Raw genomic sequence first — 25,612 nt, 5'->3', positions numbered from 1 at the left:
TCGCGCGATCAGCTCCCCGTAATGGCCGAAGCGGCCCGGGAAAGCCACGATCCGGAATTCTCGCGCGGCTCCAGCCCGCCGGACTGCAGGAGCGCGTAGGCGTCCTTGTACCAGTCGCTTTCGGGGAAGTTGTGGCCCAGAACGGCTGCCGCCGTCTGCGCTTCCGAGACGATGCCCATGGCGTAATAGGCTTCCGTCAGCCGGGCGAGCGCCTCCTCAACGTGCCGGGTATCGGAGTAATCTTCGACCACGCCGCGGAAGCGCTTGATCGCGGCAATGTATTCGCGCCGCTCCAGATAGTAGCGGCCGACCTGCATTTCCTTGCCGGCGAGCTGGTCGCGCGCGTAACGGATCTTGGCCTGCGCGTCCGGCACATATTCCGAATCGGGCCAGCGCTGAACTACTTGCTCCATGGCCTCGATGGTACGCCGCGACTCGCGCTGGTCCTGCGTGACCTCGCGGATCTGGCGGAAATTGGCGAGCCCCACGAGATACTGCGCGTAAGCCGCGTCCTCGCTGGTCGGATAGAGTGAAACATAGCGCTCTCCGCTGCCGATCGCCTCGCTGTAGTTGCCCTGGCGATAATTGGCGAAGGTGTGCATGAGGAGCGCCTTGCGCGCAAACTCAGAATAGGGGTGCTGCTGGTCGACCGCCTCGAACTTGGCGACCGCCTCTTTCATCCGCCCGGCATTCAGGTTCGCGAGCCCCTGATTGTACAGGGTGTCGGCCGGCTCCGTCTGCTCGACATAGGTGGACGACAGGTCGAGATCCTTCTCGGCGTTGCAGCCGGTCAGAAGCAGCGGCACGGCCACGGCCGCAGCCGCCAGCGAAGCAAATCGTGGCCGGTGATCAGCCTCGGCAGCACATCCTGAAAACATTCGCGGTACGCCCTCCGGCGTTCGAGACAAAAATGTGCGCGCAGTCATAATGCAGAATCGCCGCGCGCGGCAACGCTATCGGCGCGCAATGGCGCATTTTTGTGGCACCGGTGCCTGGAAAGCGGCGATATCCGGGGATAACCGGCAGCACCCCCGCCCCGGCCACGCCGGCGCGTGACATCGCCGGGCTGCTAGACGTTCGCGATTTGGGCGTGTGTGCCCCTCTCTAGTAGCCTAACGGACTACAGGCTCTAAAGCACCCAGGGAGCGTAGACCGGCGCGTTGACGGCGATCATCTCGGCCCCGCGCCCGCGCTCGCGCCGCGTGGTCTCGACAATCTCGAATGCGGAGTGGTCGGTCAAAAGGTGGCGCAACGCCGCCGCGTTCAGGCGGTGCCCGCCGCGATAGGAGTGGAAGCAGCCGATGAAACGCGCGCCGGCAAGCGCCAGATCGCCGACCGCGTCGAGCATCTTGTGGCGGACGAACTCGTCCGGATAGCGCAGCCCCTCCATGTTGATCACGCGGTGGTCCTCGCCGATCACGACGGAGTTCTCCAGCGACGAACCGAGCGCGAAGCCGGCCGCCCAAAGCCGCTCGACATCCTTGATGAAGCCGAAGGTGCGCGCCCGCGCCACCTCCTTTGCGAACACCTCCGCCGTCATGTCGGCGGCGAAGGACTGCCGTCCGATCGTCGGCGTATCGAAATCGATTTCCACCTCGAAACGCGTGCCGTCGTAGGGGCGGAACTCCGCCCATGAACTGCCGGCATCGATTCGCACCGGTTTGACGACACGGATATAGCGTCGCTTCTCGTCCAGCGTGCGGATCCCCGCCTGCCGGAATGCCTCGACGAAGGAGGCGGCGCTGCCGTCCATGATCGGCACCTCGGCGCCGTCGATCTCGATGGAGACGTTGTCGATTCCCATGCCCAACAGCGCGGCCATCAGATGCTCGACGGTCGCCACGTGGTCGCCCTTTACATCGCCAAGGCCGGTGCACAGATCCGTCTCGCCCACTTCCGAGGCGAGTGCCCGGATCATCCGGCCGGAAGCTTCCGCATCGACGCGCTGGAAGACGACACCCGTGTCGGCATCCGCCGGGCTGAAGTGGATGGAAACCGCTTTTCCGCTATGAACGCCGATCCCGGACAGGCTCAGCGATGATTTCAAAGTCGTTTGATATTCGAGCAACTCGATCCCCATCAGCTCGCCCGCACCGTTCGCGTGTCATCTCAGGCGGACGGCCTTTTCTTCCATGAAGCATGGACTAGCCCCAAAAACGCCCTGTGCTCCACTCTGCTTCGTCGCGCAAGATAATGTCGCCGACTGCCCGCGCCAAATCACGCTTTCTTACCCTGTGTTACGCAATAATCGTTTCCAACTTCGATTATAATTAGTTGAATTCACAAATATTTTTCGAACGGTGGAACGGGCGCCGCAGCGCCCGTTCATTACCAATTGTTAATTTGCGTTATCGCCTCAGTTCGCCTGCCTTCTGAGGAAGGCAGGAATCTCCAGCTGATCGTCCTCCTGCGGCGCCTGGCCCTGCTGTGCGACCCGCCCGTGCTCGTCGAGCTGGCCGCGACGCGGCGCGTAGAGCTGGCTCTCGTTGCCCGCGGGCCGGCGCGGCTCCGCCTGGCGCAGCCGCGGCTCCGGCGGCTGGGAAGCAGCGTGGCCGTCCTCCTCGCGCCGGGACAGGCCATGGGTCAAACGCTTGAGCAGGCCCATCGGGCCGCGCTCCTCATGTTCGGAATGGCCCGAATCACGACCGGCTTCGATCTCGGCTTGAACCACGGGCGGAAAGTCCTCGACGCGCGGCATACGCGGCTGCATGGCCGCCGGTTCGGGCTGCTGCTGCGGCGTCGGGGCCGGCTGCGGCGCGGCCGCCTGCGTCGGCTGCGGCTGTGCGGCGGCCGGCCGTGCCGCCGGGGCCGGCTGCGGCTGGCTGGGTTTGAAGAGCCTGCTCTGCGGCTGGAAACCGCCACCCTGCGCCTGGGCCGCACCGTGCTCGGCGGCGCGAATCGCCTCCGCCACCGGATCTGCGGCCTCCTCCTCGGCCGGCCGTACTCTCTGGGCATGCGGCTGCGACTGCGGCGCCGGCGCCGGCGCCGGCATTTCCTGCCCGGCCGCGGCGGGCTTCTGCTGCGGCTCGGCCGACCGGTTGGGCTGGCGCACGGCCGAAGGAGGCGCGGAGATTTCCGCCGCCGACTTGTCGATGCCGGTGGCAACGACGGAGACACGGATGACCCCTTCCAGCTCCTCGTCGAAGGTGGCGCCGAGGATGATGTTGGCCTCGGGATCGACCTCCTCGCGGATGCGCGTGGCCGCCTCGTCGACCTCGAACAGGGTCAGGTCGCGCCCGCCGGTGATCGAGATCAGGAGGCCCCTGGCACCGCGCATCGAGGTCTCGTCAAGCAGCGGATTGGCGATCGCGGCTTCCGCCGCCGCCATGGCGCGGCCCTCGCCCGACGCTTCGCCGGTGCCCATCATCGCCTTGCCCATCTCGCGCATCACCGAGCGCACGTCGGCGAAGTCGAGGTTGATGAGACCTTCCTTGACCATCAGGTCGGTGATGCAGGCGACACCGGAATAGAGCACCTGGTCCGCCATGGCGAAGGCGTCGGCAAAGGTCGTCTTGTCGTTGGCGATGCGGAAGAGGTTCTGATTCGGGATGACGATCAGCGTGTCGACGCACTTCTGCAGTTCCTCGATGCCGGAGTCGGCGATCTTCATCCGCCGCTGGCCCTCGAAATGGAACGGCTTGGTGACCACGCCGACGGTGAGGATCCCCTTCTCGCGGGCCGCGCGCGCCACCACGGGGGCCGCCCCCGTGCCCGTGCCGCCGCCCATACCCGCGGTGACGAAGCACATGTGCGTCGACGACAGGTGATCCATGATCTCGTCGATGCATTCCTCGGCCGCCGCTTGGCCGACCTCCGGCTGCGATCCGGCGCCGAGCCCCTCGGTGACGTTCGCGCCGAGCTGGATGAGGCGCTCGGACTTGGACATGGTGAGCGCCTGCGCATCGGTGTTCGCCACCACGAATTCCACGCCCCGCAGGCCGGCCGTGATCATGTTGTTGACGGCATTGCCGCCGCCGCCGCCGACACCGAATACGGTGATCCTGGGCTTCAGCTCGGTAATATCCGGCTTTTGCAGATTAATGCTCATATCCTCGTCCTTTCCGCCTTTTCCGCCGCCTCGCCGATGCGGCTTGTATGGGGCCTTCCCCCGTCAAAAACTCTCACGCAACCATTGACTGACGCGCTGAAACCGCCCCCCGGTCCCGGTCGCGCGGGTCAAGAAACCGCCCTTGGACATGCGGCTTTCGAAATCCGCCACCTGGGGATAAATCAGAAGCCCGACGGGCACGGCAAAGGCGGCTCCCTTCGCTGCCTCGGGCAATCCCTTCACGCCAAGCGGCCGCCCCAGGCGCACATTGCGCCCCAGGAGCCGCCGCGCCGCCTCGGGCAAACCGGTGAGCTGGCTGGCGCCGCCCGTCAGCACCACCCGGCGCCCGACCAGATGGCCGTAGCCGGAGCGGCTGAGCTTATCGCGCACCAGCTCCAGCGTTTCTTCGATGCGCGCGCGAATGATGCGCGCCATCACAGCGCGCGGCACCTGCAGCGGCTCCTCGTTCTCGTCGCTGCCGATCGGCTGGATGGCGATGACATCGCGGTCGTCGGCGCTGACCGGCAGGGCCGAGCCGTGCATGACCTTCAGGCGCTCGGCGTCCTCCAGTCGCGTGGAAAGCCCGCGCGCCAGGTCCATGGTCACGTGGCTGCCGCCCACCGGCAGGGAGTCGGCATGGACGAACTTGCCTTCGAGAAACACCGAAATCGTCGTGCAGCCACCGCCCATGTCGATGCAGGCAGCCCCCATCTCCGCCTCGTCGTCCACCAGCGCCGCAAGGCCACTCGCATAGGGCGTGGCCACCATGCGCTCTACCGAGAGGTGCGAGCGGTTGATGCACAGTTCCAGGTTGCGCAGGGGAACAGTGTCGGCGGTCACCAAATGCATGTCGACGCCCAGCGTGTCCCCCATCATGCCGCGGGGATCGCGAATGCCGCGCTCCGAATCGAGCGAGAAGGCAGTGGCGAGCGAGTGCACCACCTCGCGCTCCGCCTTCAGCGCCTGGCGCGCACCGGCCGCAAGCACCCGGTCGACATCGGCTTTTGCCGCCTCGTGTCCGCCCAGCCTCACCGTCGCGGAGGCCGTCTCGCTTTTCAGCCGCCCGGCCGAAACGTTGACGATCAGCGAATCGACGGTCAGCCCGGCCATCCGCTCCGCCGCGTCGACGGACAGCCGGACCGCCTGCTCCGCCCGGTCGAGATCGACGATGACGCCCGATTTCACGCCTTCCGATTTCTGATGGCCGATACCGATGACCTGGATACGATGGGTGCGGTGCGACAGCGCGCGCCCGCCGTCGCTCGGCAGAAGGCGCGCGATGATGCAGCACACCTTGCTGGAACCGATGTCGAGCACGGTGATGATGCCGGACCGGCGCTGCGATGCGCCGCGCTCTCCCAGGAACCAGCTCATATTCTGGCTCCCTTCATGAGCTTTTCGAGCGCCTCTTCGCGCGCCTCGGCAGCCTCCGGCGTGAGCGCCACGAAGAAACGGTCCGGCAGGCGCAGGTCCAGCGCCGAGACGGTGCGCGAGAAGAGCGCGTACTCGGCGTCGAGCCTGGACGCCTCGGCCAAGGCCGCCTGGACGCCGTGCTCCGGCAGCTTGATCGTCATGCCGTTGTCGAGCTTCAGGTCCCAGCGCCGGTCGGCGAGGCGGACATAGGCGCGCACCCGACCGTCGAGCCCGCGCACGCGCGAGACGCGCTCGATGAATTCCGGCCCCGACACATCGGCACCCGCGCCGATGACCAGGGGCAGCGACGCGAGATGCCCGCCCATGAACGGCGCGATCACGTCGCCGTTCCGCTCGATGACGAACACACGCCCGTTGCGCTGCCACAGCGCGAACGGCTCGCGCTCCTCGATGCGCACCTCGACCGTCGCCGGATAGACCTTGCGGACGGCGGCGTTTTCGACCCAGGGCAACCCGACGATCCGCGCGCGCGCCGCCCTCACATCGAAGCCGACCATCGATGTCCAGCCGTCGAGACCGATCTGCTGCAGCACGTCGATCTCCGAGGTTTCGCGATTGCCGGAGACGTCCACATTCTCGATGGCGAAGCCGGCCCGCGCAGTCACGGCACCGAGCGCCTCGTCCATGTGCCCGCCCTTGATGCCGCCATAGAGACCCGCAAGCGCGAAAAGCAGGCCGCTCGCCAGCGTGGCGGCGAAGCGCGGCGGCTCGATCCGGTCGATCTCCAGCCGCTGGATGATGCGCGCCGGCCTGCGCAGCCAGCGCGGCAGCACTTGGCCCGCTTCACCCGCACGAACGGCCCGGTATGACCTCAACGCGAACAAGACGCGTCCTCCACCATCCAACTCAACAGCGCACCGAAACCGTAGCCGGCCTCGGCGGCGATCTCCGGCACCAGGGAAGTCGGGGTCATGCCCGGCTGCGTATTGATCTCGAGCCAGATCAACTCACCCTCTTCCGAATGACGGTCATCGAAACGGAAATCGGAACGGGTCACGCCCCGACAGCCGATCACCTCGTGCGCCCTGAGGGACAGTGTTTGTATTTTTTGGTAAATATTCGGTGAAATTTTCGCCGGACATTCGTGCTTTGACCCCCCCGGGATATATTTCGAGTCATAATCGTAAAAGGCATGCCCCACCGGCACGATCTCACACACGCCGAGAACCTTGCCCCCCATCACGGCACAGGTCAGCTCGCGCCCGTGCACATAGCGCTCCACCATGACCCGGTTGCCGTAGCCCCATTCCGTCGAGCGCAGGAACTGCGGGGGATGCGACTGCCCCTCGCGCACGATGACGACACCGAAGCTCGACCCCTCGTTGACCGGCTTGATGACATAGGGCGGCTCCATCGGATGTTCGTCGCCGACTTCGAGACGGTTCACGATGCGCGACTGCGCCACCGGAACGCCGGCAGCCCGTACCACCGTCTTCGCCAACTCCTTGTCCATGGCGAGCGCGGAGGCAAGCACCCCCGAATGCGTGTAAGGGATGCTCAGAAATTCGAGCACACCCTGGATCGTGCCGTCCTCGCCATAAGGCCCGTGCAGGGCGTTGAAGGCGACGTCGGGCCGCAGCTCGTCGAGAACGCGCGCGATGTCGCGGCCGACATCCACCCGCGTGACCGCGTATCCCTCTGCTTCGAGGGCGTCGGCACAGGCCGAACCGGAAGAAAGGCTGACCGGCCTCTCGGACGAGAATCCGCCCATCAGTACGGCCACGTGCTTTCTCTTCACCTGCTGCCCTCTCCGGCCAAACCAGTCTTCGGCGCGTTCATCGCTCGAATCCCTTCACTCCCCTCGGGAGCCCCCTCCGGCAAAAACGCGCCGACTCAAATCAGGAAAACTTATGTCCAAAGAATCAGAGAGTTGATTCGGTGGCAAGGCCTTGAGATTCCGCCCGATTCAATTTTTCGGAAAAATTTCAAAATGTGATCGCCCAAGCGCGTCCAGCGCCGCCGCAAAGCAATTATGAGCACCAACTGTCACGCCGACGCCCAACCGAGGCGGAAGACCGGAAACGCTTGCGGGAAGCTACAAGAGCTGTCCAAGGAAAGGATCGATCGCCTGGCCCGGCCGGAAGGCGCCGAGCCGCCGGATTTCCCATTCGAGCCGGATGCCCGAACGCTCCAGCACCTTCGCGCGCACCGTCTCGCCGAGATATTCCAGATCATAGCCGGTCGCCGTGCCGGTGTTGATCATGAAGTTGCAGTGCATGGGCGACATCTGCGCGCCGCCGATGACGAGCCCGCGGCAGCCCGCCTTGTCGACCTCCTCCCAGGCCGAACTCCCGGGCGGGTTCTTGAAGGTCGAGCCACCGGTCTTCTCGCGGATCGGCTGCACCGTCTCGCGATGGTGCTGCACCGCATCCATGGCCGCGCGGATCGCCTCGGGCTCCTCGCGGTAGCCTTCAAGAAGCGCGGCGGTGAAGATCAGGTCGCCCGGCGCGGCGGACTTGCGGTAGGCATAGCCCATGTCGGCATTGGACAGGACATGCAGTTCGCCCTTGCGGTCGAGCGCGCGGACCTCCACCACACGCTCGCGCGTCTCCACGCCATTGGCGCCCGCGTTCATGCGCAGCGCTCCGCCGAGCGCCCCGGGAATGCCGTGGTAGAAATGGAACCCGCCGATCCCCGCTTCGAGCGCGGCGGCGGCAAGGCGTTTGTCCGGGATCGCCGCACCCGCCCGGATGCGCGTCGGTGAGATCGTCTCCGCCTGGCCGAAGCCCTTGGCCGAAAGCCGCACGACGAAGCCCTTGATGCCCCCCTCGCGCACCAGAAGGTTGGAGCCTATGCCTACCACGGTGACGGGGATTTCCTCCGGCACCGCACGCAGGAAGGCGGCCAGGTCTTCTTCGTCCTGCGGCTGGAAAAGCACCTCCGCCTCTCCCCCGGCGCGAAACCAGGTGATCTTGTCCATGCCCGCGTCCGGCGTCAGCTTGCCGCGCAGGCCGGAAAGCCGCTCGCCAAGCTTCGAAACGAGTGCCGCGCCGCTCATGACCCGAGTTCCCGCGGCAGGGCATAGGCCCATTGCGTGATGTTGCCGGCCCCGAGAAAGACGACGAAGTCGCCGGGCTTCGCCATCTCCTGCACCAGGGGGGCGATGGCTTCCGGCCCTTTAATGAAGCGCGCGTCGCGATGGCCCGCCGCCCTGAGGCTGGCCACAAGCGCTTCGGATGAGATGCCGTCGATGGGCGCCTCGCCGGCCGTGTAGACCGGCGCCACCAGAACCGTGTCGGCATCGTTGAAGCACGAGGAAAAGTCGTCGAACAGGTCGCGCAGGCGCGTATAGCGGTGCGGCTGGGCAATGGCGATGATGCGCCCGTCGCTTGCCGCGCGCGCCGCCTGCAGAACGGCACGGATTTCCACCGGATGATGGCCGTAATCGTCGAAGATCTGCGCGCCGTTCCAGGTCCCGGTGAGCGTGAAGCGCCGCTTGACGCCGCCGAAGGCGGCAAGCCCCTTTCTGATGTCTTCGGAAGGGATGCCCAGCTCATGGGCAACCGTGATGGCGGCCACCGCATTGGAGACGTTGTGCCGGCCGGGCATGGGCAAGCGCAGACCCTGGATCGTCTCCGGCCTTTCCGCCTTGCGCCCGCGCAGCGTCACGTCGAAGACGGAGACGGCGCCGTCCATGCGGTGGTTGAAGAAGCGCACGTCGGCCTGCGGGTTCTCGCCATAGGTGACGATGCGGCGGTCCTCGATGCGCCGGACCAGCGCCTGCACCTCCGGATGGTCGATGCACATGACGCCGAAACCGTAGAACGGCACGTTCTCCACGAACTTGCGGAACGCCTCGCGCACCTGCTCGAACGAGCCGTAATGGTCGAGGTGCTCGGGATCGATGTTGGTCACCACGGCGATCTCGGCCGGCAGCTTCAGGAAGGTGCCGTCGCTCTCGTCCGCCTCGACCACCATCCAGTCGCCCTGGCCCATGCGCGCGTTGGAGCCGTAGGCGTTGATGATGCCGCCATTGATCACCGTCGGGTCGAGCCCGCCGGCATCCAGAAGCGCCCCCACCATGGAGGTCGTCGTGGTCTTGCCATGCGTGCCGCCGATGGCCACCGCCTGGCGGAAGCGCATCAGCTCCGCCAGCATCTCGGCCCGGCGCACGATGGGCAGGAGCCGCTCGCGCGCGGCACGGTACTCCGGATTGTCGCGCTTGATGGCCGTGGAGATCACCACCACCTCGGCTTCTCCGAGATTCTCCGCCCTCTGGCCGACAAAAACCTTGATGCCCTTCTCGCGCAGGCGCTCCACATTGGCGTTTTCCGCCTGGTCGGACCCCTGCACCCGGTAGCCGAGCGTGAACAGCGCCTCGGCGATGCCGCTCATGCCGATGCCGCCGATGCCGATAAAATGCACGACTCCGATTGTCTGCGGCATCTTCATGCGTGCGCTCCTTGCTTGAAACCGGCCACCGAACTGCCCGAGGCAATAGCCTCTGTCAGGTCGGCAAGCAATGCGGCGGCATCCGGCCGCCCCGCATCGCGCGCCGCAGCCGCCATGGCGGCGAGCTTGTCCGGTGCTGCGACGGCCGCTTCCAGAAGCCCGCGCAGGCGCTCCGGCGTAAGCTTTTCCTGCGGCACGATCTCCGCGCCGCCCGCTTCCTCCAGCGCCGCGGCGTTGGCGGCCTGGTCATGGTCGAGCGCGTGCGGATAGGGAACCAGCAGCGCCGGCCTGCCGATGACGGCGATCTCCGAGACCGTCGACGCGCCCGAGCGCGACATGACGAGATGGGCCGCGGCGATGCGTTCGGCCATATCGGCGAAGAAGGGCGAGACATCGGCTTCCACGCCGAGCTCGGCGAAGGCCCCGCGCACCGCCGCCTCGTCCTCGACCCGCGCCTGCTGGGTCACATGCAAACGTTCGCGCGCCGCCTCGGGCAGAAGCCTGAGGGCTTCCGGCACAACTTGAGAGAAATATTGCGCGCCCTGGCTGCCGCCGAAGACCAGCAGCCGGAACGTCTCTCCCCCGCCCCGCGGTGCATAGGGCGTTTTCGCCGCTTCGAGGATGGCGGGACGCACGGGGTTGCCGGTGATCACGGTTTTGTCGGCTAAACGCCCCTCGTCCGCGCGCAGGAATCCGCCGGCGATGCCGGTGACGCGCGCCGCCAGCGCCCGGTTCGCCCGGCCCATGACGGCGTTCTGCTCGTGGATCAGTGTCGGAACGCCGCGCCGGGTGGCGGCATAGAGCGGCGGAAGCGTGGGATAGCCGCCGAAGCCGACTACCGCCTTCGGCTTCAGCCGCGCGATCAGGGCGGAGGCCTGTCGCACGCCCCGCCATATGGTCAGTCCGCTGCGGATGAGGGCAATCGGATTGCGCCCGCTGACCGTGGCCGCATCGATGGCGTGAACCGCCGCGGCGGGAAACTCCTCGGCGAAGCGGCGGGCGCGAGCGTCCGTCGCCAGGTGCACCGTCCAGCCGCGCGCAATCAGCGCATGCGCCAGTGCCTCGGCCGGGAACAGGTGCCCGCCGGTGCCGCCGGCGCACAGGAGAACGGTTCCAGCCTTCATGTCAGCCGGCCGCCGCCGCCCGACCGGAAACGCTGGAAAGGCTCATGGGCCGGCGCTTTTCCGGCCGCCGGCGGGCGAGCGCCAGCACGAATCCCATGGAGATCGCCATGGCGATCAGCGACGAGCCGCCATAGGAGATGAAGGGCAGCGTCATGCCCTTGGCCGGCATCATGCGCACGTTCACCGCTATGTTGATGATCGATTGGAAGCCGAACAGGATGACCAGCCCGGAAAGCGCATAACGCGTGAAGTCGTCGCCCTCCTTGCGCGCGAGCGCCAGCCCGCGCATCACCACGAAGGCAAAGAGCGTCAGGATGATGAGGCACATGATGATGCCGAACTCCTCGCCCGCCACGGCGAAGACGAAGTCCGTGTGGCTGTCGGGCAGGATGCGCTTGACGGATCCCTCGCCCGGTCCCTGGCCGAGCCAGCCGCCCCGCGTGATCGCATCCAGGCTCATATCCACCTGGTAGGTATCGCCCTCGCCGGTGATGAAGCGGTCGATGCGCTCGGCCACGTGCGGGAAAGTTGCGTAGGCCGCCACCGCCCCCCCTGCGCCCACCGCGCCGAGTACGATGATCCACAGCCACGGCATGCCGGCGATGAAGAACATCGCCCCCCAGGTGCCCAACACAAGTATGGTCTGGCCGAGGTCGGGCTGGGCGACGAGCAGCGCCACCACGAGGCCGAGAAGCAGCATGGCGAACAGGTTTCCCGGGATCTCCGGCTGGCGCGCATGCTCGGCGAACAGCCAGGCGCAAATGACGACGAAGGCCGGCTTCAGATATTCCGAAGGCTGGATCGACAGGCCGAACAAGTGGATCCAGCGCCGCGAGCCCTTCACCTCCATGCCGACGAAGAGCGTGACGACCATCAGCACGAGCGAACCGGCCAGTATGAGGAGCGCGAGTCGGCGCACATGACGCGGCTCCAGGAAGGAGACGCCGATCATCACCACGCCGGCCCCCACCATGAATACGATCTGGCGTGTGACGAAATGAAAGCTTTCCAGCCCGATGCGCTCGGCCACCGCCGGGCTTGCGGCAAAGGAAAGCACCACGCCGATTCCCATGAGCAGGAGAAAGGCGGCAAGGAACCAGCGGTCCACGGTCCACCACCAGTTGGCCACGAGACTGCGGTCGGTACGACTGATCATCCCCTCTTCTCCCCAATGGGCTCGATATCGGGCAGCGATAGCACCGCCGCGCGGAAGGCATCGCCCCTCACCTCGAAATTCCTGAACTGATCGAAACTCGCACAGGCCGGCGACAACAGAACCACCGCCTCTTCCGCGGGATCACTCGCCGCATCCCGCGCGGCGTGCTCGACGGCGGCGTCGATGGTACCCGAAATCTCGTAGTCGGTCTCCCCCTTCAACGCGGCCGCGAAGGCCGGCGTGGCCTCGCCGACGAGATAGGCCTTGGCGATGCGCGGGAAAAACGGCTTCAGGCTTTCGATGCCGCCCTGTTTCGGCAGCCCGCCGGCGATCCAGTAGATGCGCGGGAAGCTGGACAGCGCCGGTGCCGCTGCATCGGCGTTGGTGGCCTTCGAATCGTTGACGAAGAGGACGTGCCCCCGCCGTGCCACCTGCTCCATGCGGTGGGCAAGCCCCGGAAAGCTCTTGAAACCCGCCTCGACCTCGGCAACGGTGAGCCCGCAGGAAAGGCAGGCCGCCGCGGCGGCGAGCGCATTCTGCGCATTGTGCCGTCCGCGCAGCGCGCCGATCCCCTGCAGCGAAAGAAGCTTTTCGGCTCTTCCCGAAGAGGCACGCATCAATGCCGCACCGTCCGCGAAGAACCCGTCGTCCAGCGCGTGGGCGACGGAGATGCGAATCACCTTGCGGCCGTCCTTTTCCAGCCGGTCGGCAATGGCCCGGCAATGGGCGTCGTCGACACCGACAATCGCCGTCTCGCTTCCGGCCGCCAGCCGTTTCTTGACGGCAACGTAGTTCGCCATCGTGCCGTGGCGGTCGAGATGGTCCGGCGACAGGTTGAGAAGGATGCCGACCGAGGGATCGAACGTCGGCGCCAGGTCGATCTGATAGGAGGAGCATTCCACCACATAGTGCCGGCCGGGTTGAGGTGGCGCCAGGCTGAGGACTGCCTTGCCGATGTTGCCGCCCATCTGCGTGTCGCGGCCGGCCGATTCGAGCACATGCGCGATCAGCGCGGTGGTGGTCGATTTGCCATTGGTGCCGGTAACGGCGACGAACGGTGCCGTCGGCGCCCGTGCCCGCCGCTCGCGCGCGAACAGCTCCACGTCGCCGATGACCTCCACGCCCGCCGTGTGCGCGAGATCCACGCTCCAATGCGGCCGCGGATGGGTGAGCGGCACGCCGGGCGAAAGCACCAGCGCGTCGATCTCGTTCCAGTCCGTTTCACGCAGGTCGGCAGCTTCCACACCGTCCGCCCGGGCGCGCGCCACGCTTTCGGGATTGTCGTCCCAGACGATCACCGAGGCACCGCCCTCAAGCAGCGACTTCGCCGTCGCAATGCCGGAACCTCCAAGGCCGAAGACGGCGATGGTCTTTCCCGCGAAGGTGGAGACGGGGATCATGCGGCGGGGCCTCCTACCGCAGCTTCAGCGTCGAAAGGCCGATCAGCGCCAGGAGCACGGCGATGATCCAGAAGCGGATCACCACCTGGCTTTCCGTCCAGCCGAGCTTCTCAAAATGATGATGGATGGGCGCCATGAGGAAGACGCGCTTCCCACTCATCTTGAAGACGGCGACCTGGATGATGACGGAGAGGATCTCCACCACGAACAAGCCGCCGATGATGGCCAGCACGATCTCATGCTTGGTGGCGACCGCGACGGTTCCGATGAGGCCGCCCAGCGCCAGCGAGCCCGTATCGCCCATGAAGATCGCCGCCGGCGGCGCATTGAACCAGAGGAAGCCGAGCCCGGCGCCGATCACCGCCCCCAGGATGACGGCAAGCTCGCCCGTACCGGGCACGAAGTGGATCTGCAGGTAATCGGCGAAGATCGCATTGCCCGAAAGATAGGCGATCACGCCGAAGGAGGCCGCAGCCACCATCACCGGCACCGTCGCCAGCCCGTCCAGACCGTCGGTCAGATTGACCGAATTGCCCGCGCCGACGATGACGAAGGCGGCGAAGGGAATGAAGAAGATACCGAGATTGAGGAGCAGTTCCTTGAAGAAGGGAAAGGTGAGCGAGGAGGAGAACGGGGCCTGCCCGGCCCGCATGATCACCCACGCGGCAAGGCCCGCGATCACGAATTCGAGCGCCAGGCGCACCTTGCCCGAAAAGCCCAGATGCGACTGCTTCGTCACCTTCAGATAGTCGTCGTAAAAGCCGATGGCGCCGAAGCCGACCGTCACCATCAAGACGGTCCATACATAGACGCTCGACAGGTTGGCCCACAGGAGGGATGCACCGAGGATCCCGCACAGGATCATCAGGCCGCCCATGGTGGGCGTCCCCGCCTTCTTGAAATGGGTCTGCGGGCCGTCGGCCCGGATCGGCTGTCCGCGCCCCTGGCGCACGCGCAGCGAGTTGATGATCGCCGGGCCGAACAGGAAGACGATGACGGCCGATGTGATCAGCGCCCCGCCGGTGCGGAAGGTGATGTAGCGAAAGACGTTGAAGACCGAGAACTCGTCGGCGAATTGTACAAGAAGCATTAGCATGAGAAAAATCCCCCGCGCGGGCCTGTCCGGCTCCGCTAGGTCCGTGCCGGCTCTTCGGCCGCCGGAAAGTTTTTGATGAGCGCGTCGACCAGGCCGGAAAAGCCGATGCCCTTCGATGACTTGATGACGATCGCATCCCCCGGCCTTACCGTCTTGAGAAGCAGCGGCCGGAGTTCTTCCGCCGACTCGCGATACTCCACCTGGGGCCCGGACGGCACGTTGTCGGCCAGCCTCTTCATTTCTGGGCCGCCGAGCAGAAGGAGATCGACGCTCGAAGCGGCGATCAGATCGCCAAGGGCGGCGTGCAGCTTCGCCGAATGCTCGCCCAGTTCCAGCATGTCCCCAAGCACCGCGATCCGCCGCCCCTCCTCGCCGACGGGTGTCGCCGCCAACAGTTGCATCGCCGCGCGCATGGACGCCGGATTGGCGTTGTAGCTTTCGTCGATCAGGGTGAAGGCACCGGCACCGGCCTTGAGCCGATGGCGTTTGCCCCGGCCCTCCTCGGCGGTGAAATCGGCCAGTGCCGCGAGCATCTTTTCCGCATCCGCGCCGGCCAGATAGCCGGCCCCGAGGGCGGCCAGCGCGTTCTGCACCATGTGTCGGCCGGGCACGCCGATCCGGCCCGTCATCTCCTGGCCGGCGATCTTCACCGTGACCGCCGAGCCCTCCTCCTCCTGCTGCCAGTCGATCAGCCTGAACTGGGCGCGCGTGTTTTCGCCGAAGCTCCAGACGTTCTTGATGCCGGCCTCGCCGGCCATCTTGGACAGGATCTTGAAGCGCTGGTCGTCACGATTGAGCAGCGCATGCCCGCCCGCGGCCACGCCGGAAAGGATTTCCCCCTTCGCCTCGGCGATTGCGTCCAGGCTCTTGAAATGGCCGAGATGGGCCGCGGCGATCATGGTGACGATCGCCGTCTGCGGTTTCACGAGCCTGGTCAGCGGCGCGATCTCGCCGGCATGGTTCATGCCGATCTCGAAGACAGCATAGTCGCAATCGTCGGGCATGCGCGCCAGCGTCAGCGGCACACCCCAATGATTGTTGAAGGATCGGTCGGCCGCATGCACCTTGCCGAAACCGGAAAGGGCATGGCGCAGCATCTCCTTGGTCGTGGTCTTGCCGGCCGAACCGGTGACGGCGATCACCTTGGCCTTGGTGCGCGCGCGCGCCGCCGCGGCAAGCCCTTCCAGCGCCTTCAGCACGTCCGGCACGACGATCTTCGGCACGGACAGCCGTCCGAGCGCCGGCAGCTTTTCCTCCGAAACGACGAGCAGTTCGGCGCCAGCCGCCATGGCTCCCGTGGCAAAGTCGTGGCCGTCGAACCGTTCGCCCTTGATGGCGAAGAACGCCTCGCCCCGTTCGAGCGTGCGGGTGTCGATGGATATGCCCGTCACCCCCTCGGGAACGTTGCCGAGAGGCCGGCCGCCCGTTGCGGCCAGCAGCGCCTGTGTGTCCCAAAGAAACGTCACACCCCTGTCTCCTCCAGTGCCCGTCGCACCTCCTCGTGATCCGAAAAGGGATATTTTCGTCCGGCGATCTCCTGCCCGTGCTCGTGGCCCTTGCCGGCGACGATCAGCGTGTCGCCGGTCTCGAGCATGCCGACGGCGGTACGGATCGCCTCGCGCCGGTCGCCGATCTCCTGCGCTGCAGGCACGGCCGCGAGAATCGCGGCGCGGATCTCCGCGGGGTCTTCCGAGCGCGGGTTGTCGTCGGTGACGATCACCAGGTCCGCAAGCCGCCTGGCGATCTCGCCCATGATGGGCCTCTTTCCCCGGTCGCGGTCGCCGCCGCAACCGAACACGACGACAACGCGTCCGGTCGTGAACGGCCTGACCGCCAGGAGAACGTTTTCCAGGGCCTCTGGCTTGTGCGCGTAGTCGACGTAGCATTGGGCGCCGTTGTTCGCCGTACCGGCAAGCTCGAGCCGTCCGGAGGCGCCCTTGAGATGCTCGAGCGCCATGAGCGCCTGATCGGCCGAAAGGCCGGTGGCGATGGCAAGCCCCGCCGCGACCAGCGCGTTGGCAATCTGGAAATCACCGGCGAGCGGCAGGACGATCTCGTGGATGGTCCCCTCGTGCTCCACCTCGGCGCGCTGGCGATGACGTTCGTGCTCGACGCGCTTCAGGGTAAGCAATCCGCCCCCGCGGCCGACCGTATGCACCGTCAGCCCGGCCTGCCTGGCCGCCTTTTCCGTCGCCTCCGACCACGCGTCGTCGGCAAAGATGACCGCCGGCGCGTCCTTCGGCAGGAGCGTGTCGAACAGGCGCATCTTGGTGCGGTGATAGTGCTCCACCGTCGGGTGGTAGTCCATGTGGTCGCGCCCGAGATTGGTGAAGCCGCCGGCGGCGAAACGCACCCCGTCGACGCGGCGCTGATCGAGCCCGTGGCTGGAAGCCTCCATGGCCCCGTGGGTCACGCCGGCCTCGTTCAATTCCCGCAAAAGCCGGTGCAGCGCGACCGGGTCGGGCGTGGTCAATTCCCCGTAATCGTCCCGTCCCGGCGCTACGATACCCGTCGTGCCGATCGAGGCGGCGGGGAAGCCTGCCTGTTCCCAGATCTGCCGCGTGAAGGAGGCGACCGAGGTCTTGCCGCTGGTGCCCGTCACCGCCACCATGGTGGCCGGCTGTCCCGCATAAAGCCGCGCGGCGGCGAGCGCCAGGGCGCGGCGCGGATCATCGACCTCGATGACCGGAACGCCGATATCCTGTGGAATTGCACCGGGCCGCGCCACGATGGCGGCGGCGCCCTTGCGCGCCGCCTCGCCCGCAAACGCCGCGCCATCGGCCTTGGCGCCGGCTAGCGCAAAGAACAGATCTCCCGTGCCGACGCGCCGGGAATCCGATGAAAGACCGGAAACATGCATGTCGTCCGATATTGTTCCTTCATGTGGCAATATGTCGGCAAACGCACCCAGCTTCATCGCACCCCAGTCATCTTTTCGGCCATGACCCGCATCCGCAGGCCGGAATCACTGATACGAGACCAGTAGAGCCTCCGCTTCATGGCCGAAATCCGGCTCCACGCCAAGGATCGGCGCCGCGCGGCGGATAATGTTGCGCACCGTCGGCGCGGCGTTCATGCCCGCGGTGGCATAGTACTTTCCTTCCTCCGGCTTGGGTTCGTCCAGGATGACGAGCACGAGATAGTCCGGATCGTCGGCGGGGAACCCGGCTACGAAGGCGTTGAAGCGCTTGTCGCGCGAATAACGGCCGTTGACGACCTTTTCGGCCGTTCCCGTCTTGCCGCCGACATAATAGCCCGGCACTTCCGCGCGCCCGCCGGAACCCTTTTCCACGTTGAGCCGGAAGAGATAGCGCATCTTGGCACTTGTCTCGGGCGAGATCACCTGTTCGGCAACCGCCGCCGCTTCTTCCTCGCTGCGCGGCAGGAAGGTCGGCGGAAAGAGCTTACCGCCATTGAGCATGGCCGCGGCGGCGACGGCCGTCTGCAACGGGGTCGTCGCCATGCCGTGGCCGTAGGAGATGGTGATGGAATTGAGCTTCTTCCATTCCGCCGGCTCGGTGGGCCGCGCCACTTCCGGCAGTTCCGTCGGCATGCGGTCGAGAAGGCCGACGCGCTTGAGGAACGCACGATGCCCCTCGATGCCGACCACATCGGCCATCTTGGCGGTGCCGATATTCGAGGAATAGATGAAGATCTCCGGCACGGAGAGCACGCGTCGCTTGCCGTGGAAATCGTTGATGGTGAAGCGTCCGAAACGCAGCGGCCGCGACGCGTCGAAGCTGTCGTTCAGCGTGACTTTCCTCGAGTCCAGCGCCATGGCGGTGGTGAACAGCTTGAAGGTCGAGCCCATCTCGAAGACACCGGCGGACATGCGGTTGAGCCGGTCCTTCTCGAGCGCGTTGTAGGGATTGTTGGGATCGTAATCGGGCAGCGAGGCCATCGCCATCACCTCGCCCGTGCGGGCATTCAGGATGACGGCGCCGGCGGCGATCGTCCGATAACGCTCCATGGCCTTGCTGAGCTCGTCGTGCACCACGTATTGCGCCCTGAGATCGATGGACAGGCGCACCGGCTTCAGCGTGTCCGGCCCTGCAAGGCCCAGCGCCTGGAGATCGGCAAGGCCCTGCTCGTCGACATATTTCTCCATTCCCGCCGTGCCCTTGTTGTCCACGTTGACGAGACCGAGAATGTGCGAGGCGGTCGCGCCGCCAGGGTAGAAGCGGCGCTTTTCGGTGCGGAAGCCCAGCCCCGGCACGCCGAGCGAGAGGATTTCGCTCTGCTGGCGCGGCGAAAGCTGCCGGCGCAGCCACACGAACCCCGCATCGCTGTCGAGCCGGCGATAGGTGTCGTCGTAGTCGAGGTTCGGCAGCACCGTCTGCAGCTTCTCGATGGCGGAATCGATATCGACGATACGACGCGGTTCGGCGAACAGAGAGGCCGTCTTGATATCGGTCGCCAGCACTTCCCCGTTGCGGTCCACGAGGTCGGGACGGGAGGCCATGACGCGGCTTTGCGGCAGTTCGACCGCCTCTTCCTCGATCATGCCCAGATGCACCAGGCGGCCGCCGATCGCCGCATAGATGCCGAAGAGCATGGCCATGGCCATCACCACGCGCCCCTGGCCGCGACTGCCGGCGGCCCTGCGCGCGCCATTCACCACGATGGAACCGCTGCCGGCACACGTGCCGCCCCGGCGCCACCTGTCGAAAAAGGCCGCCTTCATCATGGGCGTACGCCCCCCGTCACGGTCGGATCGGGCGCATCGGCGCCCTCTGCTCCCTGTTCCGCGACCATGGCCTCGGATCGGAAGGGGATCTGCCGCAGCGCTTCCGTTTGGGCGATCTGCTTGGGATCGAGCGCCTCCAGCCCCAGCTCGTCGCGATAGGCTTCCGCCAGCGCCGCCAGGCGGCCGGGCTGGGTGAACAGGCTCCAGTCCGCCTTCAGAACGTCGATGGCGTCCTTCTCGAGCTGGATCTGCGCCTCCAGCCTGCGGATGTCGCTCCTCACGGCTTCCGCGTCGTGCTTGGTCTTGTACGTGAAGGCGGCCGCCGAAAGCATGACCGCAATCAGTATGATGTCGCTGGTCCTGAACACGCCTATCTCACCTTCTCGCCCAGTTGTGCGGTGACGAAGAGCGCCGGCACGCCGAGGCTCTCCAGATCCTCTTTTCCCGCCGGCACGTCCGTGCGCCGGGCCGCGCGCAGCCGCGCCGAGCGGGCGCGCGGGTTCTGTTCCGTCTCGGCCTTGCCGGGCGTCACCGGCTTGCGCGGCTTTTCGAAGCGCGGCTGCGGCGGCGTCGCCTCGGGCAGATGGCGCGAGCCGGCCTGCGCGCCGGAACGGGCCGCGAGGAAACGCTTGACGATCCGGTCCTCCAGCGAATGGAAGGTAACGGCGGCCAGCATGCCACCGGGCTTGAGGATGCGCTCGGCCGCAAAGAGCGCCCGTGCAAGTTCGCCGAGTTCGTCATTGACGAAGATGCGCAACGCCTGGAACACGCGCGTTGCGGGATGGATCTTGTCGGCAGGCTTGCGCCCGACCGCCCGCTCCACGACTTCGGCGAGGTCGCGCGTCGTCTCGAACGGGGTCTCGGCGCGCCGCCGCTCGATGGCACGGCCGACGCGGCCGGCGTGGCGCTCCTCGCCCAGAAGTCCGAAGATGCGCGCCAGATCCGCCGCCTTCAGCCTGTTCACCACATCCGCCGCGCTCGGCCCCTGCCTGCCCATGCGCATGTCGAGCGGCCCTTCCATGCGGAAGGAGAAGCCGCGCTCGGCCTCGTCGAGCTGCATGGAGGAGACACCGACGTCGAGCACCACGCCGTCGACGGCACCGCCGGCAATGGCCTCCATCTGCGAGAAGCGCCCCTGTGTGAGCCGCAATCTGTCGGGAAACTGTTCGGCAAGCCGCCTGCCCGCGGCAATCGCCTCCGGGTCGCGATCGATCGCCACCACGTCGGCACCGCTCTCCAGGAGCGCCCGCGCATAGCCGCCCGCCCCGAAGGTACCGTCGAGGATCACCTTTCCCGGCGACGGCTCGAGCGCCGCGATCACGGCGTCCAGGAGAACCGGAATGTGGCGGGCCGGTCCGCCACCGGCCGGGCTTTCGCCGCCGGGGCCCGCCATCATTCCGTTTCCGCGACGCGGGCGCGCGAGGCCCGCTGCCGTAATTTGAGAAGCCGCGCGCGCACCTCTTCCCCGTGGACGCGCAGGCGTTCCGGCTCCCACATCTGGAAGAAGAGCCCGCGGCCGACAAAGGCGACCTGAGAGGTGATCCCCGTATGCTCGCGCACGAAGTCGCTGATCGTGATGCGCCCGTCCTGATCGAGCTTCAGGAAGCTGCCGTCCCCATGCACGAAGAAGGACATGTCGTCCGCCGTCTGAAGGAAGGGATCCTCCACCGCGATGCGCTGCTCGTAACGGTCCAGGAGATCCGGCCCGCCGACATCCATCGCCGGCACGTCGAGCGCCCTCAAGGCATAGAGATCGGAGAAGCCGCGCCTCTGGACCACCGACCGAAAGTGCGCGGGTACCGAGACCCGTCCCTTCGAGTCGATCCTGTTGACCGCATTGGATAGAAACCGATCCATGATCCGCGGCGGCCATTCGTGGCGCCTTGCCCCTCTGCATTTCTCCGACCGCGCCCGTGCGCGACTCCTCGACACGACCCCCGCCCCCGACAGGGGCACAGCACTGCATCGCGCCGCCGGACCCATCCGGCAGCACAGCCCCTGAACTCCCTACTGAAACGATAACCTGGCTGATTTGATGGGATAACATGGGCAAGTATGGGCGTCAACGGGAACAAGGAACACAAGCCGCGGATTCCTGCCGGATTCCATGGACTTGCAAGGCATCATCTCTTTATCCCGCGTTAAGCCTAACGAAGGGTTAGCCTTACGGTGGCATTTACTGTTGCTTCCCGCATTCGCCGGGTGCCCGCAGAACGGTTCGCCGCCCGCAAAAAGGGAAGGCAGCCGGCCCCCCATCGACGGAAGAACCACCGGCGGCAGCGTGAATCGAAAAGGCAGGAAACGACTGCAAACGATTGGAAAGAAAGTAGGACCAGCCGGTCTGTAAGCCGGGTTCTGTATGGCCGCACCGCCCGGAAGCGATGCAACGTGACGGCCATTCCTCTGGGACCGGCGTCGCCGCCGGCCTCAAGCAACCTACCCGAACGGTCGGGACGGAAACTGTCCCTGAAGGTTGCCCTTCGCGCCGTTCCTATTCGGTCTTGCTCCCGGTGGGGTTTACCGTGCCACGCCTGTTGCCAGACGCGCGGTGGGCTTTTACCCCACCCTTTCACCCTTACCCCGTCCGCATTTCGGCCTCTCGCGAGGCCACACAAGGGCGGGGCGGTCTGCTTTCTGTGGCACTTTCCCTGGGGTCACCCCCGCCGGGCATTACCCGGCACCGTGTTTCCGTGGAGCCCGGACTTTCCTCACGCACTGCCCTTTCGAGCGCTTGGCGTGCGGCCGTCCGACCGGCTGGTCCCTCCCTATAAAGGGATTCGCGATGCGAAAGGCAATGCCTGCCGCTGCTCGATCAGCTCGTCCCCAGCAGGCTCTTGACCTTGCTGCAATAAGCCGAGGAAATCGAGTTCATGCGGCGGGCGCCGTGGCCGGCATTGTAGCGAAGGATGGCGCCGCAGGTGCTGCCGTTGCCGAGCTGATAGGCCTTGGCCAGGTATTTCATGCCGAAGCGGATGTTCGTGTCGGGATCGTAGAGCCCCTTCACCGAGCCGCCATAGCCCATGCCGCGCGCCGTCGACGGCTTGATCTGCATGAGACCGACCTCGCCGGCCCGGCCGCGCGCGGAAGCGCGGTAGTTGCTCTCGATGGTGATGACGGCATGCGCCAGGTTGACCGGCACGCCGTATTCGGCGGCATAGCGCGAAACGATGTCGTGATAGGGGCGGGAGTTGTCCGACGTGTCGGCCTTCGGCTGTCCGTCGGCCTTCGCCTTCTTTTGAGATATGCGTTTGCGCACGCTGCCTGTCGTGAGGTGGGCAGTGGCATCGCCGGCCCGCAACACGCGTTTCATCAGATCGCCTAGCGTTTCCGCCTTTGCCTCCTCGGCATCCGCTTTCACCGATTCATCGGACGGCGCCTTGGAAGAATTGTCCTGAGCATTGGAAACGGCCATCATCGCCCCAACGGCGATCGCCGCAGCAATCAAAATCTTGACCTGCATCACTATCCGTTTTTTCTGCCGCGAAATTGCGGCTTACCTTGATTTGGGGCCGAAGGGACCGGCCCGGTTCGGGCGGGTCTTTGCAGGCGAAGTTGAGCCAAAAACGGCCTATGGGGTAATAAATAGTTACAGTTTGAAACAGTTAGAGGGGATCAGCCCGGTATCTGTGGGAGGGCAGCGATCAGCCGGGCGAGCGTGTCGCGCGTTGAAGGGTCGGCCACTCCGTCGATCCGCGCCGGCCGGAAATGGCGCTGGAAGGCAGAGACGACCACGGCGGTCCGTCCGTCATAGACGCCGGTCTCATCGAGACCGTAGCCATATGCCGCAAGCGTGGCCTGCAGTTCCGCCACGGCTTGGCCCGCATCGCCCTCGGCAAGAGCCTTCCCCGCACACGGCGGCGCCGGGGGCACGTAATGGCCGACCCCTTCGCGCGCCAGGCGGTCCCAGGGAAACTTTTCGCCCGGGTCGACCTTGCGGCCGGGCGCCACGTCCGAGTGGCCCAGCACCCTTTGCGGCGGGATGGCGTGGCGCCGGCACACGTCCCGGCAAAGCGCGATCAACGCCTCGATCTGGGGTTCCGGAAAATCCGGGTAGCCTTTGTCATGGCCGGGATTGACGATCTCGATCCCGATCGAAAAGGAGTTGACGTCTTCCACGCCCCGCCAGCTGGAGCGGCCCGCATGCCAGGCACGCGCCTCTTCGCGCACCATCTGCACGACATTCCCGTCCTCATGGACCAGGTAGTGCGCCGAAACCTCGGAATCCGGAGCGCACAGGCGTTTCTGCGCCGCCTCTGCGCTTTCCATGCCGGTGTAGTGGAGGATGAGCGCATCCGGCCTCACGCCGCCGCGACGCTTGCCGCAATTGGGCGAGGGATCCACCCGCGCCCGCGCATACTCGGCGGCAAAGGGGTTCATGCCGACCGCCGGCTCTTGGTCAACTGCTCATAGGCGACGTTGAGCGCCGCCAGACGGCTGTTGGCGATGGCGACGAACTCCTCCGGCACGCCGCGAGCGATCATGCGATCGGGATGATTCTCGGCCACGAGCTGCCGGTAGCGGCGCCTGATGTCCTGGAAGGTCGCCTCGCGCGGCAGGCCCAGAACCACATACGGATCCGCCTTGCCGGGGCCGACGTGGCGCGCGCGGATCTGCGCGAACTCGTTTTCGTCGATCGCGAAGATTTCGGCGACGCGCGCCAGAAAGGCCTCCTCGCGCTCGTGGAGGACCCCGTCGGCCTTGGCGATGTGGAAGAGGCCGTCGAGGATATCCTCGAGCATGGCGCAGTTCGGCACGCCCGAACCGCACAGGCCGGCCATCTGCCGGGCATAGGCCTCGAAGCCGGCCACGTCCTTCTTGGCCAGATCGTAGAGGCGGGCGACGTTGCGCAGTTCCTCGCGCGGCACCGAGAAGATCTCGTGAAACGCGCGCACTTCCGCTTGCGTCACGACACCGTCCGCCTTGGCCATCTTGGCCGAAAGCGCGATGAGGGCAATGGAGAAGGCGACCTGGCGCCTGAGCTGCGGATCGCCGCCGAAGACCGTGCGCACCGCATCCACCAGGGCCGTCAGTGCGCTGCCGGACAGGCGCACGAAAAGATCGGAAAGGCGGGCGAAAGTGGACATCGAAGGCACTTCTAATGCCATTCGATGCCCATTGCGAGGCCGGATTTTCGCTACGCCGGGCACCCGCGGGAAACGACAACCGCGCTCCCTGCGGGTCAGGGTAAGCTTTTTCCGGTTTGTGCAGACCCGGTGCTTTCGCACTTAAGGCGCGGCCCCGCGCCGCATGTCCATGCCGTCCGGGCCGCAAAAGCGTCCGTGCGACGCTTACTGGTTCATCGTGTCTTCCCCGGTATCGGGTTCGAGGCCCTGGGTCGTGGTATCGTCGGCGCCGGTCGCCGGCTCATCCAACGGGGCCGTTTGTTCAGTGGGATCGGGTTCGACACTCTGTGTCGTGGTTTCGTCCGCGTCACCGCAGGCCGCAAGCCCGAAAAGCGCAGCCGCAGACACGAGACCGGTGAGAAACTTGCTCATTGCGTACCTCCTTTTGACGACGCCCTCAGACGGGCAGCCGCACGGGGAATGCGCACCAGCCTCTTGAGTTTCCTCACATTGGATGACCGTCATTTACATTACCGGCCCGAACCGCATCCGCCACGCCGGCTTTGCGGCCTCACAGGATCGCCGCGCTGCGCGCCGCCTGGTCGTACTGGCCGGAGATGGTGCGCATCGTCGCGGCGATGTTGGACAGGGCTTCCTCGTCCAGCTTCAGCCGCTTGATGCTGTCCACCAGCAGCGCCTCGCGCACCTGATGGTAGCGGCGGCAGGCCTCGAGGCCCTTTTCGGTCGCCTCGATGGTCTTCTCCTTGCCGCGCCGGCTGCTCTTCACCAGTCCGAGAGCGGCGAGCTTCTTGACGGCATAGGTCACCACATGGGTGTCCTCTATGTTGAACATCATGCAAAGCTCCGAGAGCGTCTTCGCCCGCCCCCGGTGTGCCACCGCGTGCAGAAGGTGCACGGCCACGGGCTGTAGGCCCGGCACCCCGGCCGCCGTCATGCAGCGCACCATCCAGCGCTGGAAGGAGTGGTGCATCAACGTCATCGCGAACTCGATCTCGGACAGCGCGGGCATGGCGCCGGCGGCAAGATGCTCCGCCGCCACGACGGGACCGATGGACTTCTCTTGCTCAGTCATGGATACCTCGAACCGATCGCATACCGTGAACCCTTGCACAGTGATAGAAAATGTCAATAATTTATTGACGTTTTATCACTGTCGTGCTTTGCCTGAAACCGGTTTGGAACGCATGGAGT

The 25,612-nt window shown here is 66.0% G+C and carries 23 protein-coding genes and 1 other RNA gene; all 24 read right to left on the bottom strand.

All coding sequences use genetic code 11. The features are described 5' to 3' along the window. Positions 1-8 precede the first annotated feature (8 nt). Positions 9-878 carry an outer membrane protein assembly factor BamD gene (locus tag SIN08_RS13020; protein WP_322451997.1) on the bottom strand — a complete coding sequence of 290 codons (870 nt, stop codon included), beginning with the start codon at positions 876-878 and terminating at the stop codon, positions 9-11. A 251-nt stretch (positions 879-1,129) separates the two neighbouring features. Beyond that, positions 1,130-2,080, bottom strand: coding sequence for a UDP-3-O-acyl-N-acetylglucosamine deacetylase (gene lpxC / locus SIN08_RS13015; protein ID WP_322451996.1), 951 nt, complete (start codon positions 2,078-2,080; stop codon positions 1,130-1,132). Between the two features lie 276 nt (positions 2,081-2,356). Further along, positions 2,357-4,048, bottom strand: a complete 1,692-nt coding sequence (gene ftsZ / locus SIN08_RS13010) for a cell division protein FtsZ (protein ID WP_322451995.1) — start codon at positions 4,046-4,048, stop codon at positions 2,357-2,359. A gap of 63 nt (positions 4,049-4,111) precedes the next feature. Continuing rightward, positions 4,112-5,422: a cell division protein FtsA gene (ftsA, locus tag SIN08_RS13005; protein WP_322451994.1), complete on the bottom strand. Its 1,311-nt coding sequence runs from the start codon at positions 5,420-5,422 to the stop codon at positions 4,112-4,114. Next, positions 5,419-6,306, bottom strand: a complete 888-nt coding sequence (locus tag SIN08_RS13000; protein WP_322451993.1) for a cell division protein FtsQ/DivIB — start codon at positions 6,304-6,306, stop codon at positions 5,419-5,421. The genes ftsA and SIN08_RS13000 overlap by 4 nt, the downstream gene beginning before the upstream one ends. Next, positions 6,294-7,220, bottom strand: coding sequence for a D-alanine--D-alanine ligase (locus SIN08_RS12995; RefSeq protein WP_322451992.1), 927 nt, complete (start codon positions 7,218-7,220; stop codon positions 6,294-6,296). The genes SIN08_RS13000 and SIN08_RS12995 overlap by 13 nt, the downstream gene beginning before the upstream one ends. Positions 7,221-7,517: 297 nt before the next feature. Next, a complete protein-coding gene (gene murB, locus SIN08_RS12990) occupies positions 7,518-8,480 on the bottom strand; it encodes a UDP-N-acetylmuramate dehydrogenase (RefSeq protein WP_322451991.1) in 963 nt (320 codons plus the stop codon). Beyond that, positions 8,477-9,874 carry a UDP-N-acetylmuramate--L-alanine ligase gene (murC, locus tag SIN08_RS12985; RefSeq protein ID WP_322451990.1) on the bottom strand — a complete coding sequence of 466 codons (1,398 nt, stop codon included), beginning with the start codon at positions 9,872-9,874 and terminating at the stop codon, positions 8,477-8,479. The genes murB and murC overlap by 4 nt, the downstream gene beginning before the upstream one ends. Then, entirely contained in the window at positions 9,871-10,998 is a 1,128-nt protein-coding gene (gene murG / locus SIN08_RS12980) for an undecaprenyldiphospho-muramoylpentapeptide beta-N-acetylglucosaminyltransferase (RefSeq protein ID WP_322451989.1), read from the bottom strand. Before murG ends, murC begins: the two co-directional genes overlap by 4 nt. Position 10,999: 1 nt before the next feature. Next, positions 11,000-12,154 carry a putative lipid II flippase FtsW gene (gene ftsW / locus SIN08_RS12975; protein WP_322451988.1) on the bottom strand — a complete coding sequence of 385 codons (1,155 nt, stop codon included), beginning with the start codon at positions 12,152-12,154 and terminating at the stop codon, positions 11,000-11,002. Further along, entirely contained in the window at positions 12,151-13,554 is a 1,404-nt protein-coding gene (murD, locus tag SIN08_RS12970) for a UDP-N-acetylmuramoyl-L-alanine--D-glutamate ligase (protein ID WP_322451987.1), read from the bottom strand. Before murD ends, ftsW begins: the two co-directional genes overlap by 4 nt. Positions 13,555-13,567: 13 nt before the next feature. Next, positions 13,568-14,650 (bottom strand): phospho-N-acetylmuramoyl-pentapeptide-transferase, encoded by a 1,083-nt coding sequence (gene mraY / locus SIN08_RS12965; RefSeq protein ID WP_322451986.1) that lies wholly within the window; start codon positions 14,648-14,650, stop codon positions 13,568-13,570. A gap of 35 nt (positions 14,651-14,685) precedes the next feature. Continuing rightward, a complete protein-coding gene (locus SIN08_RS12960; RefSeq protein WP_322451985.1) occupies positions 14,686-16,116 on the bottom strand; it encodes a UDP-N-acetylmuramoylalanyl-D-glutamyl-2,6-diaminopimelate--D-alanyl-D-alanine ligase in 1,431 nt (476 codons plus the stop codon). Next, positions 16,113-17,567, bottom strand: a complete 1,455-nt coding sequence (locus SIN08_RS12955) for a UDP-N-acetylmuramoyl-L-alanyl-D-glutamate--2,6-diaminopimelate ligase (RefSeq protein WP_322451983.1) — start codon at positions 17,565-17,567, stop codon at positions 16,113-16,115. The genes SIN08_RS12960 and SIN08_RS12955 overlap by 4 nt, the downstream gene beginning before the upstream one ends. 48 nt (positions 17,568-17,615) lie before the next feature. Next, entirely contained in the window at positions 17,616-19,334 is a 1,719-nt protein-coding gene (locus tag SIN08_RS12950; RefSeq protein WP_322452165.1) for a penicillin-binding protein 2, read from the bottom strand. Continuing rightward, positions 19,334-19,705, bottom strand: a complete 372-nt coding sequence (gene ftsL / locus SIN08_RS12945; protein WP_322451982.1) for a cell division protein FtsL — start codon at positions 19,703-19,705, stop codon at positions 19,334-19,336. Before ftsL ends, SIN08_RS12950 begins: the two co-directional genes overlap by 1 nt. 2 nt (positions 19,706-19,707) lie before the next feature. After that, positions 19,708-20,733 (bottom strand): 16S rRNA (cytosine(1402)-N(4))-methyltransferase RsmH, encoded by a 1,026-nt coding sequence (gene rsmH, locus SIN08_RS12940; RefSeq protein WP_322451981.1) that lies wholly within the window; start codon positions 20,731-20,733, stop codon positions 19,708-19,710. Then, positions 20,730-21,194, bottom strand: a complete 465-nt coding sequence (gene mraZ, locus SIN08_RS12935; RefSeq protein WP_322451980.1) for a division/cell wall cluster transcriptional repressor MraZ — start codon at positions 21,192-21,194, stop codon at positions 20,730-20,732. The genes rsmH and mraZ overlap by 4 nt, the downstream gene beginning before the upstream one ends. A 471-nt stretch (positions 21,195-21,665) precedes the next feature. Next, an RNA gene (gene rnpB, locus SIN08_RS12930) (RNase P RNA component class A) lies at positions 21,666-22,095 on the bottom strand. 54 nt (positions 22,096-22,149) lie between these two features. Beyond that, positions 22,150-22,797 carry a lytic transglycosylase domain-containing protein gene (locus SIN08_RS12925; protein WP_322451979.1) on the bottom strand — a complete coding sequence of 216 codons (648 nt, stop codon included), beginning with the start codon at positions 22,795-22,797 and terminating at the stop codon, positions 22,150-22,152. A gap of 152 nt (positions 22,798-22,949) precedes the next feature. Next, positions 22,950-23,714 (bottom strand): N-acetylmuramoyl-L-alanine amidase, encoded by a 765-nt coding sequence (locus SIN08_RS12920; protein ID WP_322451978.1) that lies wholly within the window; start codon positions 23,712-23,714, stop codon positions 22,950-22,952. Beyond that, positions 23,711-24,421, bottom strand: coding sequence for a DnaJ family molecular chaperone (locus SIN08_RS12915; RefSeq protein WP_322451977.1), 711 nt, complete (start codon positions 24,419-24,421; stop codon positions 23,711-23,713). The genes SIN08_RS12920 and SIN08_RS12915 overlap by 4 nt, the downstream gene beginning before the upstream one ends. Positions 24,422-24,625: 204 nt before the next feature. Next, positions 24,626-24,832, bottom strand: coding sequence for a hypothetical protein (locus SIN08_RS12910; RefSeq protein ID WP_322451976.1), 207 nt, complete (start codon positions 24,830-24,832; stop codon positions 24,626-24,628). A 139-nt stretch (positions 24,833-24,971) separates the two neighbouring features. Next, positions 24,972-25,493, bottom strand: a complete 522-nt coding sequence (locus SIN08_RS12905; protein WP_322451975.1) for a winged helix DNA-binding protein — start codon at positions 25,491-25,493, stop codon at positions 24,972-24,974. Positions 25,494-25,612: the final 119 nt, after the last annotated feature.

Source organism: Chelativorans sp. M5D2P16 (assembly GCF_034427935.1).
Lineage (GTDB): Bacteria > Pseudomonadota > Alphaproteobacteria > Rhizobiales > Rhizobiaceae > Chelativorans.
Note: the sequence above shows the minus strand (reverse complement) of the source record. Positions and strands in the feature narration are given on the sequence as shown.

What these genes read in the sequence shown, in the direction of transcription:
- SIN08_RS13020 (WP_322451997.1), bottom strand. Translation starts at nt 878, where the DNA reads ATGTTTTCAGGATGTGCTGCCGAGGCTGATCACCGGCCACGATTTGCT.
- lpxC (WP_322451996.1), bottom strand. Translation starts at nt 2,080, where the DNA reads ATGGGGATCGAGTTGCTCGAATATCAAACGACTTTGAAATCATCGCTG.
- ftsZ (WP_322451995.1), bottom strand. Translation starts at nt 4,048, where the DNA reads ATGAGCATTAATCTGCAAAAGCCGGATATTACCGAGCTGAAGCCCAGG.
- ftsA (WP_322451994.1), bottom strand. Translation starts at nt 5,422, where the DNA reads ATGAGCTGGTTCCTGGGAGAGCGCGGCGCATCGCAGCGCCGGTCCGGC.
- murB (WP_322451991.1), bottom strand. Translation starts at nt 8,480, where the DNA reads ATGAGCGGCGCGGCACTCGTTTCGAAGCTTGGCGAGCGGCTTTCCGGC.
- murC (WP_322451990.1), bottom strand. Translation starts at nt 9,874, where the DNA reads ATGAAGATGCCGCAGACAATCGGAGTCGTGCATTTTATCGGCATCGGC.
- murG (WP_322451989.1), bottom strand. Translation starts at nt 10,998, where the DNA reads ATGAAGGCTGGAACCGTTCTCCTGTGCGCCGGCGGCACCGGCGGGCAC.
- ftsW (WP_322451988.1), bottom strand. Translation starts at nt 12,154, where the DNA reads ATGATCAGTCGTACCGACCGCAGTCTCGTGGCCAACTGGTGGTGGACC.
- murD (WP_322451987.1), bottom strand. Translation starts at nt 13,554, where the DNA reads ATGATCCCCGTCTCCACCTTCGCGGGAAAGACCATCGCCGTCTTCGGC.
- mraY (WP_322451986.1), bottom strand. Translation starts at nt 14,650, where the DNA reads ATGCTAATGCTTCTTGTACAATTCGCCGACGAGTTCTCGGTCTTCAAC.
- SIN08_RS12955 (WP_322451983.1), bottom strand. Translation starts at nt 17,567, where the DNA reads ATGAAGCTGGGTGCGTTTGCCGACATATTGCCACATGAAGGAACAATA.
- SIN08_RS12950 (WP_322452165.1), bottom strand. Translation starts at nt 19,334, where the DNA reads ATGAAGGCGGCCTTTTTCGACAGGTGGCGCCGGGGCGGCACGTGTGCC.
- rsmH (WP_322451981.1), bottom strand. Translation starts at nt 20,733, where the DNA reads ATGATGGCGGGCCCCGGCGGCGAAAGCCCGGCCGGTGGCGGACCGGCC.
- mraZ (WP_322451980.1), bottom strand. Translation starts at nt 21,194, where the DNA reads ATGGATCGGTTTCTATCCAATGCGGTCAACAGGATCGACTCGAAGGGA.
- SIN08_RS12925 (WP_322451979.1), bottom strand. Translation starts at nt 22,797, where the DNA reads ATGCAGGTCAAGATTTTGATTGCTGCGGCGATCGCCGTTGGGGCGATG.
- SIN08_RS12920 (WP_322451978.1), bottom strand. Translation starts at nt 23,714, where the DNA reads ATGAACCCCTTTGCCGCCGAGTATGCGCGGGCGCGGGTGGATCCCTCG.
- SIN08_RS12915 (WP_322451977.1), bottom strand. Translation starts at nt 24,421, where the DNA reads ATGTCCACTTTCGCCCGCCTTTCCGATCTTTTCGTGCGCCTGTCCGGC.
- SIN08_RS12910 (WP_322451976.1), bottom strand. Translation starts at nt 24,832, where the DNA reads ATGAGCAAGTTTCTCACCGGTCTCGTGTCTGCGGCTGCGCTTTTCGGG.
- SIN08_RS12905 (WP_322451975.1), bottom strand. Translation starts at nt 25,493, where the DNA reads ATGACTGAGCAAGAGAAGTCCATCGGTCCCGTCGTGGCGGCGGAGCAT.